Annotated in this window: 15 protein-coding genes and 2 pseudogenes; 4 read left to right on the top strand and 13 right to left on the bottom strand. The window is 66.6% G+C overall.

The genetic code is table 11. The features are described 5' to 3' along the window. Positions 1–438 precede the first annotated feature (438 nt). Positions 439–1527 (top strand): annotated as a pseudogene (locus ULB03_RS01795) (TIGR03032 family protein); the annotation flags it as partial. A gap of 237 nt (positions 1528–1764) precedes the next feature. Here ULB03_RS01795 and ULB03_RS01790 read toward each other — a convergent pair. The 10 genes from ULB03_RS01790 to ULB03_RS01745 all read right to left on the bottom strand — a co-directional run bounded on the left by ULB03_RS01790 (position 1765) and on the right by ULB03_RS01745 (position 10804). Continuing rightward, entirely contained in the window at positions 1765–2523 is a 759-nt protein-coding gene (locus ULB03_RS01790; protein WP_322481609.1) for a phage tail protein, read from the bottom strand. A gap of 182 nt (positions 2524–2705) precedes the next feature. Further along, positions 2706–3455, bottom strand: coding sequence for a phage tail protein (locus ULB03_RS01785; protein WP_322481608.1), 750 nt, complete (start codon positions 3453–3455; stop codon positions 2706–2708). Positions 3456–3630: 175 nt separating this feature from the next. After that, positions 3631–4389 (bottom strand): phage tail protein, encoded by a 759-nt coding sequence (locus ULB03_RS01780; protein ID WP_322481607.1) that lies wholly within the window; start codon positions 4387–4389, stop codon positions 3631–3633. A 102-nt stretch (positions 4390–4491) separates the two neighbouring features. After that, entirely contained in the window at positions 4492–5037 is a 546-nt protein-coding gene (locus tag ULB03_RS01775; protein ID WP_322481606.1) for a GNAT family N-acetyltransferase, read from the bottom strand. Positions 5038–5576: 539 nt separating this feature from the next. After that, the gene (locus tag ULB03_RS01770; RefSeq protein ID WP_322481605.1) at positions 5577–6209 is read right to left on the bottom strand and encodes a hypothetical protein; all 633 of its coding nucleotides are present in this window, start codon (positions 6207–6209) and stop codon (positions 5577–5579) included. Positions 6210–6228: 19 nt separating this feature from the next. Further along, complete coding sequence (locus tag ULB03_RS01765) at positions 6229–7035, bottom strand: ABC transporter permease (protein WP_145735183.1); 807 nt, start codon at positions 7033–7035, stop codon at positions 6229–6231. Then, on the bottom strand, positions 7032–7790 hold the full coding sequence (locus ULB03_RS01760; RefSeq protein ID WP_322481604.1) for an ABC transporter ATP-binding protein: 759 nt from the start codon (positions 7788–7790) through the stop codon (positions 7032–7034). The genes ULB03_RS01765 and ULB03_RS01760 overlap by 4 nt, the downstream gene beginning before the upstream one ends. Continuing rightward, a complete protein-coding gene (locus tag ULB03_RS01755) occupies positions 7787–8677 on the bottom strand; it encodes a PQQ-dependent catabolism-associated beta-propeller protein (protein ID WP_322481603.1) in 891 nt (296 codons plus the stop codon). The genes ULB03_RS01760 and ULB03_RS01755 overlap by 4 nt, the downstream gene beginning before the upstream one ends. A 191-nt stretch (positions 8678–8868) precedes the next feature. Beyond that, positions 8869–10107 carry an ABC transporter substrate-binding protein gene (locus tag ULB03_RS01750; RefSeq protein WP_322481602.1) on the bottom strand — a complete coding sequence of 413 codons (1239 nt, stop codon included), beginning with the start codon at positions 10105–10107 and terminating at the stop codon, positions 8869–8871. A 481-nt stretch (positions 10108–10588) separates the two neighbouring features. After that, entirely contained in the window at positions 10589–10804 is a 216-nt protein-coding gene (locus tag ULB03_RS01745; protein ID WP_322481601.1) for a hypothetical protein, read from the bottom strand. Here ULB03_RS01745 and ULB03_RS27360 point away from each other — a divergent pair. From ULB03_RS27360 to ULB03_RS01735, 3 genes and pseudogenes are all read left to right on the top strand, one after another. Next, positions 10722–11069: pseudogene (locus ULB03_RS27360) on the top strand (substrate-binding domain-containing protein); the annotation flags it as partial. The gene ULB03_RS01745 and the pseudogene ULB03_RS27360 sit on opposite strands and share 83 nt — an antisense overlap. A gap of 298 nt (positions 11070–11367) precedes the next feature. Continuing rightward, positions 11368–12123: an ABC transporter permease gene (locus ULB03_RS01740; RefSeq protein ID WP_322481600.1), complete on the top strand. Its 756-nt coding sequence runs from the start codon at positions 11368–11370 to the stop codon at positions 12121–12123. Next, a complete protein-coding gene (locus ULB03_RS01735) occupies positions 12120–12803 on the top strand; it encodes an ATP-binding cassette domain-containing protein (protein ID WP_322481599.1) in 684 nt (227 codons plus the stop codon). The genes ULB03_RS01740 and ULB03_RS01735 overlap by 4 nt, the downstream gene beginning before the upstream one ends. Here the strand turns inward: ULB03_RS01735 and ULB03_RS01730 are convergent. From ULB03_RS01730 to ULB03_RS01720, 3 genes are all read right to left on the bottom strand, one after another. Next, entirely contained in the window at positions 12800–13309 is a 510-nt protein-coding gene (locus ULB03_RS01730; RefSeq protein WP_322481598.1) for an SRPBCC family protein, read from the bottom strand. The genes ULB03_RS01735 and ULB03_RS01730 overlap by 4 nt on opposite strands. Next, positions 13302–13649, bottom strand: a complete 348-nt coding sequence (locus ULB03_RS01725; protein WP_322481723.1) for an ArsR/SmtB family transcription factor — start codon at positions 13647–13649, stop codon at positions 13302–13304. Before ULB03_RS01725 ends, ULB03_RS01730 begins: the two co-directional genes overlap by 8 nt. Before the next feature lie 100 nt (positions 13650–13749). Then, on the bottom strand, positions 13750–14823 hold the full coding sequence (locus tag ULB03_RS01720; RefSeq protein WP_322481597.1) for a LacI family DNA-binding transcriptional regulator: 1074 nt from the start codon (positions 14821–14823) through the stop codon (positions 13750–13752). Between the last annotated feature and the right edge of the window lie 4 nt (positions 14824–14827).

The following is a 14827-nucleotide window of genomic DNA, read 5'->3' as shown; positions in this document are numbered from 1 at the left end:
TTGCAAGAAATGCCATCAAGAACTGCAAATATGCCCCCATATCGCTTAAACCACAACTTTTCCGCTCCCGCCAGTTAAAAACGGTGAATTGGCGCCCTTATGTAGCAAAGGATGGATTGTGATAAATTGTGATGGCCCTTGTGTGGAGTTGGCTGGACAGTTGACTCTTCCGAGTCTGCCTATCCTACGGGATAGGTCTTAAGAAATTGCCACCTAATAACGGCCGCTTTCTCTCGATCACACTCGTGGGCCCCAGTTACCTTCTTTACGGATTAATACAATATTAACGATCCTGGCCGTGGCCAAACCGAGATCCCTGGCATCGCTGGGCTGGATTTGTTAGAGAGCCTAGGCCGTGGGGCATAGGCCATCGATTTTTGGTGGTACGGCCCAGCCGAGGCCTTACAAGCATGGATGGTTTAAAGAGGGGTGGGTCGGATGTCTGAGCATGAACAGGCGGGTCAAGGCGGGCAGGGCGCGGGCGAGGTGTCCACCGACGATCCCACCGTCATCCCCCGCCAAGATGGGGACCACCTGCCCCGTTTCCTGCCGTCCCCGGGGTTCGCCGACTGGTTGGCCCAAACGGGCGGCAGCCTGCTGCTGTCCACCTATCAATCGGGCCGTCTGATCTTCCTCTATGTCGTTGACGGTGAGCTGCGGGTGTTGGACCGGGTGGTCGGGACGGCCATGGGCCTGGCGGTGGACCCCCGCCATGTTTGGGTCGGCACCCGGGAACAGATATGGAAGTTCGCCAATACTGGCCCGGCGGTGGTGGATGGCCAGCCCAGCGATGCGGTATACATGCCGCGCAAGGGCTATTTCATTGGCCCCTGCGATACCCATGACGTTCTGGCCGATGTCCGTTTCGCGGGCGAGATGCAGGAACTGGCCTTCATCAGCACGTCGTTCAGTTGTATCGCCGCCCTGGATGAGCGGTACAACTTCCGCCCCCTGTGGAAGCCGGACTTTATCCCCGCCCTGATGCCGGTGGACTTTTGCCATCTGAACGGCATGGCCGCCCGTGATGGCGCCATCGCCTATGTCACCCTATGCGGGCAATCCACCGAATTCGCGGGCTGGCGGTCCATTCGTGACAAGGGTGGCATGGTCGTGGACATTATCGCGAACGAGGTGGTGGCCCACGGCATGTCCATGCCCCATTCCCCCCGCTGGTATCGTGATCGCCTCTGGGTTCTGAATTCGGCGGAAGGCTTGTTCGGCTACGTTGATCGTGACCGGGGTGGCTTCGTGGCCGTGGCCGACTGCCCCGGCTTCGCCCGCGGTCTCACTTTCGTGGGCGACTATGCCGTCATCGGCCTGTCGCAATTGCGGCACAACAGCTTCGGTAACAGCATGCCGTTACATGCCAAGCTGGAGACCAGCCAAGTCAAACAACGGTGCGGCCTGCAAATCGTGGATCTGCGGACGGGGACGAACGTTCATTGGGTGACCATTTCCGGCCCTGTCACGGAACTGTATGACGTGAGCTACAACCCCGGCGTCCAGCACCCATACTGTCCCGGCTTCCGGGAACCGGCACTTCACCGCCAGCGGGTGCATTTGGCCCCCGACCCCCGTTTCCTCAGTCCCTATGACCAAGAGGGGCAGGTCTTGGTCACGCGGCCCCGACTGGCGCGTGCGGAAGAGGTCGAGGGGGGACGGATGGTGGTGCCGATGGTGCCGGCGGTCCCCCTCCCGATGCCTGAGTCACGGGTAACCCGCAACTCGGTTGAGCGGCGCCGCCAAGGCGGGCGGCGCCTTTGCTCAGTTGCGGGGCGGGAACAGCCCCTGCCAGCAGATGATGAAATTTGTCGGGATCAGAGGGACCTGGGGATTCACCGGAAGGACGCCGCCGGTAGTACCGAGGGTCACTGTACCGCCGGTGGGGCGGCTTCCTGAGACGCCCAAGCTGACACTGCCCGTCACGGTGCCCGAGATGGGGGCGCTGCCCGTGATCGTCGCCGCGTCATGTGGCCCGACCTCAATGGTTGTCACGGACGCCGTAGCGGCTGGTGGGACGAAGATGGCAGCCACGCCGCCGGAAATCATGTCACCCGGCGCTGGAGCCAAGTGCCGATCCGCTGGTGTGGTTGTCGGAACCCCTATCGCCACCGACCCTGATCCACTGGCGGTGGACGTGCTGGTCGCTAGGTTCAGGCTCACAGCCCCTTTTGCGACAGCGGGTCCTGCTCCGTTGCCGGTGGCATTGAAGTGGCTGGTATGGATGTGCGCGGGAAGATTGTCTGCGGTCAGGGTAAAGGATCCATAATCCGCCAGGTTTGCATGGTAGGTACCGTGGGCGGTGAAGGCGCCCTGCTGGGAAGTCAGCGCGCCGATGGGCACGCGGTTTTGAAAATTCGGCAGGGCGAATGTTGTTTTAGCGTCACCCCCGAAGTTGGTGCCGATCACGGCGTAAAGGGCCTGATACTGGCTGATGGGCAACGAGGCCCCGTTGCAAAGCAGCCACCCTCTGGGAAGCTTGGGAACCGACCACATCATGATCGCGCCAATATAGGGTTCCATGGTGCGCCTCTCTATAATGATTGCCTAGGGAGCATGTCGGGCCGAGCGTTTTGCCGGATCCGCCGCGCAGGGCATGAAAGCGGGAACGCTCGGGAATTTGCTAAGTTTAGTGACTTGCCGGCCCGTCACCGCGAACGTTAGGCTCGGACGCCGACGCCCCGGGCTATCCACCGGCGCGTCCGTTATGGAAAATCGGGGTAGAGCCCGTTGACGCAGATGATGGCCTGAACCATGGTGCCGGGCAGATCCAGGGCTACCGCCGCGTACCCGCCCGTACCGTTGATGGTGGCGGTGCCGGATGTGGCGCCCAAATCCCCGTCCAAAATCAGCGTGGAATTGCCGCCGGCGTCGCCGGCCACGGCGAAATTACCGGCCGCCGTGACGGCGTTGCTCGGACCCATGGCGATGATTGTTGAGCCGCTCGTCGCGTAAATCTGGGCGCCTGGGGTTGTGGTCAGCAGTGCGCCGGCCGCGAGTGCAGTTCCCCTGCTGCCAGTGTTGGTCGTCCCGATTTTAGCCGGGCCCTTGGCCGTGATGTTGGCGGTGCCGTTGTAGGGCAGGGTGATGGTACCGCTGGCGGCCAATGTGCCCTGTACGACGCCAGAGGGTGTGAATGTGGCGTTATGGGTATGGGGGGGCATTGAGCTTGTCTGGATGGTGGCACCTTGCCCGATGATGGTTCCTTGGGGGCTCATTTGACCAACTGGGGTGAACGGGCCCGTCACGACGCCTGTGCCGGTGGGTACCTGATACTGGAAGTTTGGTAAATTGAAGTTGCCTAGGGCGGGATTCCCGCCGTAGGTGTTTCCAATCAGCGAATACAGCACCTCGAAGTCAGAAATCGCTAAGGTTTGGCCATTGCAAATACGCCAATTGACAGGAACGTAACTCCCTGCCCACAACATAACGGCTCCGACATAAGCAGTTTCCATGATCAAACCTCTTGGATGAATTGGGGGAGCTGCGCCAAATCAGAAGGCGACGGAAAGACGGTGTGGCGGGCCAACGTCACCGGGATGGCGGTTCGCCGGGAGCGGGCCTTTCAGGAACAGCCGTCCGCCCGAGCTATGACGTGACCGCCGCAGCTCATCGCATCGCCCTCGCCCGTTAATTCCGCGGTGGAAAAACGCCGTCCACGCAGATGATGAAATTCAGCGGTTGGGTTGCGGGACTGATGGTGACCGGCTTCGTATTTCCCGTGGGCAGCACGGTGATGGTGCCACCGGTGAAGCCGTGCTGGGTTCCGGAGACGCCGATGGTGACATTGCCCGCCGCCGTCCCCGTCATCGTGACCGATCCCGTCACCGACACCGCGTTGCTGGCGCCCAAGGTCACCGGCGTGCCGATAGAGGTGAAGAGCTGCGGGGTTGTGCCGGGGCTGGTCACAAGGTCGTTGGCCGCTATGGTCGCAGACCGTGGCGTGGCGGTGGGGGTGGCGCCGTTGAAGGAACCGGTGCCACTGAACGTTCCCGCAATCTGGTTCACCGGCAGCGAGATCATGCCGCTGGCGGTCAGGACGCCGTGCGGTGAACCGCCGGTCGGGGTAAAGGTGGCGGTGTGCGTGTGCACCGGCAGATTGTATTGGTTCAGTATGACTGGCTGTCCCCACTGCCCATTGATGGTGCTGGGGGCGGAGCCGACGTAGGGGTTGTAGCCGTACATGGTGTGGATATAGGGGACGCGGCCGCGTAAATCCGGGATCTTATACGTCGACTTTCCATCGCCGCCATAAGCGACGCCGATTACCGCGAACAGGGCGGCGTGCTGAGCGATGTACATGGTTCTGCCGTCGCAGATAACCCACCCACGCGGGATTATCATTGTACTGGGCCAGGGAACGACCGCACCGATGTATGCATCATCCATAATCATGCCTTTCTAAGTGTTGTCGTAATCTTTGAGTCTATTCAAAATAGATGTTATTTTCATTGGCCCCTCATCCAGAAGGGGCGGTGCCGCCGCCTGCATTTACCAGGCCCTTGTTCGGCTGGCCGCTTCCAGGCTGGCCGATGCCCGCCGCATTTCCACGCTGGGATTGGGGGGGCTGATGGGCGTGAAGCCCAGGCGGTGGTACAGGTGTTCGGCGGGGTTGCCGGGGCGCACGCTCAGCGCCAGGGGCAGGGCCAAGGTGTCGGCGGCGGCGGCCAGGCAACCCAGCAGGCGCCCGCCATGCCCCTGGCCCCGCGCCTCCGCCATGATGATGATGTCAACAAGACGCGGCGGCGTGCCGCTCCAGTCCATGCGCCAATAGCCGATGGCCTCGCCCGCCTGCGAGATCACCTGCACCCGGCTGTCCGGGAAAGCGGTTGCATGGCCGGCCAGGCGCGCCTTGACCTCGAGGGGCAGCAGGGGAGCGATCAATTCCGGCGGCAAGGGATGCAAGGCCGCCTGGACATCCGCGGCGATCAGGCCCTCCACCCACGATTGCTGATCCGATGTGGCCTCCCGCGTGATCAAGTCCGGGGCGTTTTGAGCGAGACGGGCGAGGAAGACCGTTTCTAACGGGGTAGGCATGGGCGGGTCATTCTCATGCTCGGCGGCGGCCGCCGGAGGCTGGGTTCGCAGCAATGTATATCTTCAGTCTATAAGATAGTAGTGTTTTTCAATCTTTTTGGACTAAATCAGGACGTTAACCATAATATGCGTGCGTAGAGACCGTTAATGCACCATTTATGATAGGCGGTCGGCGCAGGAGGCAGGGTGCCGATGCCGACGGCGGCTTAAAACGCTGGGCCGGTGCCATGGCTCAACCCAAAGGTGGTTCACCTTTGGGTGATCTGCTCTGTAATCGCGGGTGCCCTCACACCGCCACGATACGCGCCCTGATTGAGAATGACCTTGGCGCAAAAGGTGTTATGCCAAGATCGCATCCAGCTAATACGCGCGGCATTTGAACGTGACCGTTCAAATGCTCCCTCAGGCGCCGGGCGGCGGACGTCCGTCCGCCTAGGCTTGTCCTCGCTGCGCCCCCCATACACTAACTGGGCGGTGCTCGCTCCGGCGGCCCCAGTCGGGGCCTACAGCGGCACGAGTCACTGTCTCGTGCCGCTGGTCTAATTGCCGAGGCGTTCCCCCAGAACGCGGGCATAGGTGCCCAGCCGGGCTTCCAGGTCCACGGGCACCTCGCAGGTATAGCGCAGGGTGCGTTCCACCTCCTCGAAGCTGCGGATCAGGTAGTCGCGGCGCTGCACGATCTCCGTCCGTTGCTGGCGCTTGTCGGGATCGGTGACGTCGGCCGGGATGGCCTGCAGCTCATTGGTGGCATGGGACACCAGGTCACCCACCTCCCGCTGGCGGTGGGCCAGCTCCTTCAGCCGGGCGATGACGACGCCGCGCTGGCGGTTCACCTCCTCCACGATGCCGGCGAAGGTCTTGGGGTACACGGTGGCCCGCCGGGCTTTGGGCACCTTGTCGGCGAAGGCGGTCAGGGTTTTCTCCCCCTCATCGGCGGGCACATCGCGCGGGGACACGGCCAGCACCACGGTGGCCACGGCCTTGTCGTGGCGCCAGTCCGCGGCATCGGGCAGGGCGGGGCCGTTCCAATAAGTGGCGCCGGTCAGTTCCGGCACCAGGCGCTGGTGGCAGGGCCAGTCCGGGTCCGCCTGGGGGGGCGCCGCGCGCGCCGCCAGGGGAACGCCGCCGGCGAGGACGGCGAGCAGAAGGGCGACCGGAACCGTGACGCGCATCCTTGTCCTCCCTGGCCAGTTAGTCCCCGCCACCCCGGCGGGCCAACAGGCCGCGGCCGGGGTCGTAACCCCAGACCGCCATGATCATGAACAGCAGGGTACAGCCGGCGACCACGCCGGCCGCCAGCGGGTCCGCCTGGCCGTACAGGGCGAAGCGGATCAGCTCCACCGCGTGGCTGAAGGGATTGGCCTGGCAGATCCAATAGAGCGTCAGGCTGCTTTCCTTCACCCGCCACAGCGGATAGAGGGCGGACGACGCGAAGAACATGGGGAAGATGACGAAGTTCATCACCCCGGCGAAGTTCTCCAACTGTCGGATGAAGGACGACAGCACCAGGCCCAGCGCGCCCAGCATGAGGCCCGACAGGATCAGGGCCGGCAGCACCGTCAGATAACCCAGCGGCGGCGGCTCGATCTCCCAGAACCAGGCGATGCCGAGGAAGATGTAGGCCTGCACCACCGACACCACCACGCTGGCCAGCAGCTTGGCCGTCAGCAGGAACCAGCGGGGGAAGGGGCTGACCAGCAGGGTCTTCATGCTGCCCATTTCCCGGTCATACACCATGGAAAGCGAGCTTTGCATGCCATTGAACAGCTGGATCATGGCCAGCAATCCCGGGGCGATGTAGACCTCGTACGGGATATAGGTGTCGTAGGGCGGGATGATGGACACGCCCAGGACGAAGTGAAAGCCCGCCGCGAAGATGGCCAGCCACACCAGCGGCCGCACCAGGGCGGACAGGAAGCGGCCGCGCTGTTGCGTCCAGCGCAGCGCCTCGCGTTTCACGATGCCGCCCAGGCAGCGCAGATACTGGACCGGGGTCATCGCCCGCCCCCTTCCTGCCGCTGGCCCGTCAGGGCGTCGAAGGTGGCGCGCAGCGTGGTCACGCCGGCCCGCGCGTTCACCTCGGGCACGGGGCCCTGGTCCAGCACCTGGCCCTGGTGCAGGACGATGACCTTGGCCGTGTCGTCGGCCTCATCGATCAGGTGGGTGGCCCACAGCACGGCCAGGCCGCGCTCCCGGCACAGGTGGCGGACATGCTCGATCAGGAAGCGGCGGCTTTCGATATCCAGGCCCACGGTGGGTTCATCCAGCAGCAGCAGGGCGGGGTCATGCACCAGGGCGCGGGCCAGCTCCACCCGCCGCCGCTGGCCGCCGGACAACTGGCGCACCCGGGCGTCGCGCCGGTCCGCAAGGTCCACCCGCTCCAGCTCCTCCTCGATGCGGTGGCGGGCGCGCGATCCGGCCATGCCGTGCAGGCTGGCGTGATAGGCCAGGTTCTGCCGCACCGTCAGATCCAGGTCCAGGGTGGACTGCTGGAACACCACGCCCATGGCTGCCAGGGCGGCGGAGGGCTGGCGCCGGATGTCATGGCCGAAGACGGCGACGCGCCCCTGCCGGCTGTGGTAGAGGCGGGTGACCAGGGCGAACAGGGTGGTCTTGCCGGCGCCGTTCAGGCCCAGCAGCGCCGTGAAATCGCCGGGCGCGATGCGGAAGCCGACATCGCGCAGCGCCTGGCGCGCGCCGAAGGAATGGCTGAGGCCGGAGACCTCCAGGGCGGCGGCCGGGGAGCCGGTCAAGGCGCCACCACCACGCCCCAGGGCAGGCGGCCCACCGGCACCGACTTCACCACCTTCAGCGCGTCCACGTCGATGACAGACAGGTCGTTGCTGACGCCGTTGGTGGTGTACAGCCGCTTGCCGTCACCGGAGAAAGCCAGGTTCCACACCCGCTGGCCCACCAGCAGGTACTTCTTGACCTGATAGCTGTGGGTGTCGATGACGGCCACGCGGTTGGCGGGGCCCAGGGCCACGAAGGCGGTGTTGCCATCGGCGGTCAACTGGATGCCCACCGGCTGGATGGATTCCTTCGGCACCCCGGGGATCTCAAAGCGGATGGTCTGGATGACCTTGCGCTGGGCGGCGTCGATGATGCTGACGGTGCCGCCCACCTCCGCCGAGACCCACACCAGCGACCCGTCCTTGGTCCATTGCGCCACGCGCGGCCTGCTGCCCACCAGCACGTTGGCCAGCACCGCGTGGGTTTGGGTGTCGATGAAATGGGCCATGCTGGTGGTTTCGGAGGTGTTCACCAGGATCTTGCCGTCCGGGCTGATGCCCATGCCCTCCGGCTCCACCCCCACCGGGATCTCGGTGGCGATGCGGCCGGACGCGATGTCCAGCACCGACACCATGTTGTCGTTCTCGTTGGACACATACAGCGTCTTGCCGTCCGGGCTCAGGGTGAACAGTTCCGGGTCCGGCCCGCTGGGCAGGGTGCGGGTGACGGTCAGGCTGGCCAAGTCCAGCACCTCGATGTGGTCGGCGTCGCTGGTGCAGATGTAAAGCGCCTTGCCGTCCTTGGACAGGGTGATGCCCCGGGGACGCGCGCCCACCTTCACCGTCTTGATGATGGCCAGGGTGTCGGCGTCCACCACGGTGATGGTGTTGTCCTTCTCATTGGACACCAGCAACCGCTCCGCCAGCGCGGGCGGGGCAGATAGCAGTAGGCCTATCGCGAGCAACAGGCCGGCGACCGCCGGCCCCGCGGCATTTTGGGGAGCGGAGCGGACTGAAACGCGAGGAAGCCAAGCCCCCGGATGGGGGTGCCCGGCGTCTGAGGGGGCCTTTGCCCGGATACGGGCAAAGGCCGCAGGTATCAAGGATGGCATGTCGTCTCCGGCTGGTCGGTGCCCAGCGTGTCCAGTTCCGATGTCTCGTGCAGGAAGCCCGGCTGTGGCGAGACGGACACCAGCGACCGCGCGTCGGCCAGCAGCACCGGCTGGCGCAACTGCCCGTCCCAGGCGCGGAAGCTGAGCCGCGCGCCCTTGAAGGCCGCCAGCTCGAACTCCGGCTTGCGCAGATAGGCGGTCATGGCCGCCCCCTCCACGCTGCCGCCCCGGGTCGCGGCCTCGCCCAGGGCGCGCACCGCCATCCAGGCGCCGTAGTCCCGCTCCGTCATCCAGCGGCCCGTCTGCTTCAGGAAGCGGGCCTGCAGTTGCGTGGCGCCCCATTGCTCGAAGGGACGGGCCCAGGCGGCGGGCACCAGGCCCTGGGTGCCGGCCACCGGCCGTGGGTCGGTGGCGCGATAGCCCAGCTCATCGCCGAAATTGTCGCCCTCGTCCGCCACCACCAGCACGTCGTACTTGATGCCTTGCGTGAAGCGCGCCACCTCCGCCCCGATGGCGTAATGGCCGGTATCGGTGCGGCGGGCGCCGGGGTCGTAGGTCCAGGGCTTGTCCGCCACGATCTTCAGGCGGAACTTGCGCGCCGACTTGCGCAGCGCGTCGGCGTACAGCTTGTCCTCGGGGTTGGGGCCCGCCACCAGCAGGATGTCGCGCCAGTTCTTCACCGCCAGGTACTGCATCAGGGCATCGGCCAGCATGGCGCGGCTGGGCAGCAGGTGCAGGACGTTGCGCCGGCATTTGTCGCCGCGCAGGGCGTCGTCGGTGGTGGTGGCGTCCAGCAGGGTGGCGTCCTTCGCCTCCGGAAGGTCGGCCAGGCGCAGCAGCAGGTCCGCCGGCACGTCGGTGACGAAGGCGCGGTAGCCCTGGGCCACCAGCCGCTTGAAGGCGGCGACCACCGCGTCGGCATCGGGCTCCAGCGCCTCTTCCAGGTGATAGGCCTGGTGAATGAAGCGGCCGGTGGTGGTGTTGTCGGCCAGCGCCAACCGCGCGCCCTGCACCCCATCGTCATCCGGCGGCTGGTCCAGGAAACTTTGCGGCAATACCCGCTTCTGCGTCAGCGCCAGATAGGCGATGTTGGCCACGGGGTCGGGTTTTGCGGGGTCGGGTTTGGCGTCCGGCGCCTTCGCCGGCGGTGCGGCATGGGCAACGGGCCCGGCCGCCAGCAGGCCGGCGAGAAGCACGCCTATCAAACCATGGCGGCGGTTGGACATGTCCGCCGTCTCCTTGAGTGTCAGACCAGAGACTGGTGTCAGACCAGGGACCATGACCCGATAATGGCCCCTGCCATCCTGGGCCGCCATAGGAAATCAGGGCCGCGAATCAGGGTGCTGTCTCATTCTATAGTCGTAGAGGGGGCGGGTTGACAGGGGTCGAGCCGGCGGTCCGATAATGATTGCGAAACCAGGAACAACCTGGGCCCGGCCCCCTGGACCGGGCGTGGAGGATGCCCCCGATTCCGGACCAGATCATGAGCATGACGCGCCGTCGCCTGTTGGGCCGCCTGCTGGCCATGGGGGCGGCCACGGGCGTGGCGGCGGGGTTGGCCTCCCGCCCGGCGCGGGCGGCGGCGGTGCCCTTGCGCGTCGGCGTGCTGCGCTACGGCACCGTGTCGTGGGAGCTGGACGTGATCCGCCGCCATGGGCTGGACACCGCCCACGGTCTCGCCATCGTCTCCCAGGAGTTCGCCACGGGTCAGGCGACGCAGGTCGCCTTGCAGGCGGGCCAGGTCGACACCATCGCGGTCGATTGGCTGTGGGTGGCGCGGCAGCGCGCTTCAGGCGCCGACTGGACCTTCATCCCCTTCTCCAACGTCGCCGGGGCCGTGATGGTGCCGGCCGGTTCGACGGTGGCCTCGGTGGCCGACCTGGCCGGTCGCCGCCTGGGCATCGCCGGCGGGCCGCTGGACAAAAGCTGGCTGATCCTGCGCGCCTATGCCCAGCGCCAGGCGGGCATCGACCTGGATCGGACGACCGAGAAGACCTTCGGCGCACCGCCCCTCCTGGCCAACGCGCTGGCGGCGGGGCGGCTGGACGCGTCGCTGACCTATTGGCCGTTCGCCGCCAGGGGCCAGGCGGCGGGCCAGCGCACTTTGCTGACGGTGGAGGATGCGGTGGCCGGCCTGGGCATCCAGGGCACGCCGCCCATCGTGGGCTATGTCTTCTCCGAACGCTGGGCCAAGGCCAACGGCGCGATGCTGGACGGCTTCATCGCCGCCAGCCGCCAGGCCCGCGCGCTGCTGACGGACACTGAGGCGGAATGGCCATCGCTGCGTCCCTTGGCCGACGCCGGCAGTGACGCGGAGTTCCACGCCCTGCGCGACTGGTATCGGCGCGGCATTCCCCCCACTGGGGCTCCGCCGAGTGGGAGGCGGCCACCCGCCTGTACCAGGTGCTGGCGGCCGTGGGCGGGCCAGCGCTGGTGGGGGAGGGCGGCGAGACGCTGCCGGCCGGCACCTTTTGGCGGGCGTCATCTTGGTAAGTCGGGGGCGGGCCTGGCTGGTCCGCGCGCTGTCCATCCTGGTCCTGCTGCTCTTGTGGGAAGGGGCGGGCCGCTTGGCCGCCAGCCCCCTGGCGCCGCCGGCCTCGGCCGTGCTGGCCACCCTGGCGCGCGAGGTGGCGTCGGGCGCCTTGCCTCACCATGTCGGCATCACCCTGGCGCGGGTGGCCGCGTCCTTCCTGCTGGCCATGGTGGCGGGCACGGCCCTGGGCCTGGCCATGGGCTGGTGGCGCACGGTGGATTTATGGCTGGACAGCGCGCTGCTGCTGCTGCTGAACCTGCCGGCCCTGGTGCTGATCGTCCTGCTCTATGTCTGGTTCGGCCTGACGGAGGCCGCGGCCATCGCGGCGGTGGCCCTGAACAAGCTGCCCACCACCGCCGTCACCGTGCGCGAGGGCGTGCGCGCGCTGGACCGCGACCTGCTGGAAATGGGGCACGCCTTCCGCTTTGGCCGCGCCGCCACCCTGCGCCATGTCGTGCTGCCGCAGCTACAACCCTATCTGTTCGCCGCCACCCGGTCGGGCCTGGCGCTCATCTGGAAGATCGTGCTGGTGGTGGAACTGCTGGGCCGCAGCGACGGTGTCGGCTTTCAGATCCAGGTCTATTTCCAGCTGTTCGACGTGGCCCACATCCTGGCTTATTCCCTGGCCTTCATCCTGATCATCCAAATCATCGAATGGGCGGTCTTCCAGCCCCTGGAACGCTGGGCCACCCGATGGAAGGCGTCATGACCCGGCTGACCGTCGACATCCGCGAGAAGCGTCTGGCCGGGCGCGCGGTGCTGGGCCCCGTTTCCTTCGGCCTGGACGCTGGCGAGGTGGTGGCCCTGGTCGGCCCCTCCGGCTGTGGGAAGAGCACCCTGTTGCGCCTGGTCGCCGGCCTGGACCGGGAGGTGGCGGGCACCGTGCGGTGGAGTGGCGGCGCCTCCCGCCTGGGTGTGGTGTTCCAGCAGCCCCGCCTGCTGCCCTGGCGCACGGTGCGGCAGAACCTGGACCTGGCCGGGGCCGAGGGCGGGGAGGCGACGCGCCTGTTGGAGCGGCTGGGCCTGGCGGACAAGGCGGACATCTGGGCGTCGCAACTGTCGCTGGGCATGGCCCGCCGCCTGGCCCTGGCCCGCGCCCTGGCGGTGGACGCGCAGGCCCTGCTGCTGGACGAACCATTCGCGTCGCTGGATGAAGGCAACCAGCGCCTGGCCCGCGCCGTGCTGGCGGAACATCTGGTGCGGCGGCCGGTGCCCACCCTGCTGGTGACCCATGACCTAGCGGAGGCGGTGGCCCTGGCCCACCGCGTGCTGGTCTTGTCTCCCGGCCCCGCCCGCCTGCTGTTCGACCAGGCGGTGCCGCCCGGGGTCCGTACCGACCCCGCCCTGGCGGCGGCCACCGTGGCGGCCTTGCGCGACCTGGCCCGTTAGGACAGGTCGCCCAGGCTGGAAAGCACGTCGCCGAGTTGTTCCAGTTGCTCCGGCAATGCTGCCGCCGAACCCTGCAGCGCTTCCTCAAGCGCCTCCTTGGACGGATAGGCTTCGTGGAAGGTCAGCAGCGTCTTCCCGCCCAGGTCCGTGAAGGTCACCGTGGTGATCGCGCCCTCTTCACCCTCATCGTTGGTCCAGACGATGCGTTCGTTCGGCACCACCTCGAGATACTTGCCGTGGAAGGCCATGGTGTCCGAACCGCCGGCGGCGAATTCCAGCCGATACTTCCCGCCGGTACGGACGTCCAGATCGCACGACACCAGCGAAATGCCGGATACCGACTTTGGCACCCACCAGCGCTGGAACAGCGCCGCCTGGCTCCAGGCCCGGTAAACCGTGCTCGGGGGCGCGTCGAAGGTCCGCATGATGACCAGTTCGCGCTCGCCCCTACGCTCGACGGACGTGGGGTTCCGCGCGTCACCTGCACCCTCATCATGCTCAGTCATCGCTTTCCTCCCCTTTCAATTCGCTGATGATCTCGTCCAATGCGTCGAAGCGGGCCTCGAAGAGTTTGCGATGCGCCTCGATCCATTCGGCCTCCGCCTTGAGGCCGCGTTTCCCAAGCGTGCAGGTTCTCACCCGCCCGACCTTCCGCGTGATGACCAGCCCCGCCCGCTCCAGAACCTGGATGTGCTTTTTCATGCCGGTCAGTGTCATCCGGAACTGATCGGCGAGACTGGTGATCGACGCGTCCCCGCGGCCCAGCTGATCGATGATCCCGCGGCGGGTCGCATCGGACAGCGCCGCGAACGAAAGATCGAGGGGAGAATCTAAACACTGAACCATGTGGTTCACTGTATGGTCAAATCGCAGCCAGAGCAAGCGTTCACTTGCAGGACCAGCCGTTCGCGGTTGTTCACTGGATGCGTTTTGCGCTCGGCCGAGGCTAGCCTGCCTTCTTCGCGCGGCGGCGCGCCGGGCTCTGCGCTTTCGGCGGGGCGGTGGAGGCCCGCACCACCAGCTCGTGCGGCACCAGCCGGTGGGGCACGCCGGCGTTGCCGCGCGGGCGCTCCATCAGGCGGGAGATCAGCAGGTCCGCCGCCTCTTCCCCCAGGCTGCGCATGGGTTGCCGCACGGTGGTCAGCGGCGGCCAGGTCATGCTGGCGACGGGGCAGTCGTCATACCCCGCCACGGACAGGTCACCCGGCAGGCTGAGGCCCCGCGCCTGGGCGACGACGATGACGGCGGCGGCCATCTCGTCATTGCAGGCGAAGATGGCGGTGGGGGGCTCGGCCAGGGACAGCAGCCGTTCGGCGCAGGGCAGGGCGGAGGGGAAGGTGAAGGCGCCCTGCTCGATCAGGTCCGGGTCCTCGGGGATGCCCAGCTCCGCCAGCGCGTCGCGGTAGCCCAGATAGCGGCGGTCGGTGGCGCCGTGGTGGGCCGCCCCCTTGATCAGGCCGATGCGCCGGTGCCCCAGGCACAGCAGGTGGCGGGTGAGGGCGGCGGCGGCCTGCCGCTCATCGATCCAGACGGAGGAATAGGTGTCGCCGCCGCTCTGCGCCGTCACGCGCACCAGGGGAATGCCGCTTTCCGTCAGGACCGACAGGACGCGCGGCTCATCGGTGATGGGGGCGGTGAGCACGACGCCGTCGGGGCGCAGCCAGTCCAGCACGGCGCGCACCCGGCGTTCCACGTCCTGGCCGCGATAGTCGATCTCCTCGATCAACAGGTGATAGCCGCGGGCGCGGCAGCGGTTCAGCAGGCCGACCTGGATTTCCATGGTGTAGGGGCCGGCCGGATCGCCGTAGAGGTGGCCCAGCAGGTAGGAGCGTTTGCCGGCCAGGGTGCGCGCTGACATGTTGGGGTGGTAACCCAGGTCGTGGATGACTTTCAGCACCCGATCCAGGGTCGCCCGGTTGACATAGGGCTCCCCATTCAGCACGCGGGACACGGTCTTGATGGAAACCCCGGATTTACGGGCGACGTCGATGATCGTCGGCTTCCGGGCCTCATTTTCCATGCGC

This window comes from Nitrospirillum goiasense (assembly GCF_034427435.1).
Lineage (GTDB): Bacteria > Pseudomonadota > Alphaproteobacteria > Azospirillales > Azospirillaceae > Nitrospirillum.
This window is presented reverse-complemented; position numbering and strand designations above follow the sequence as displayed.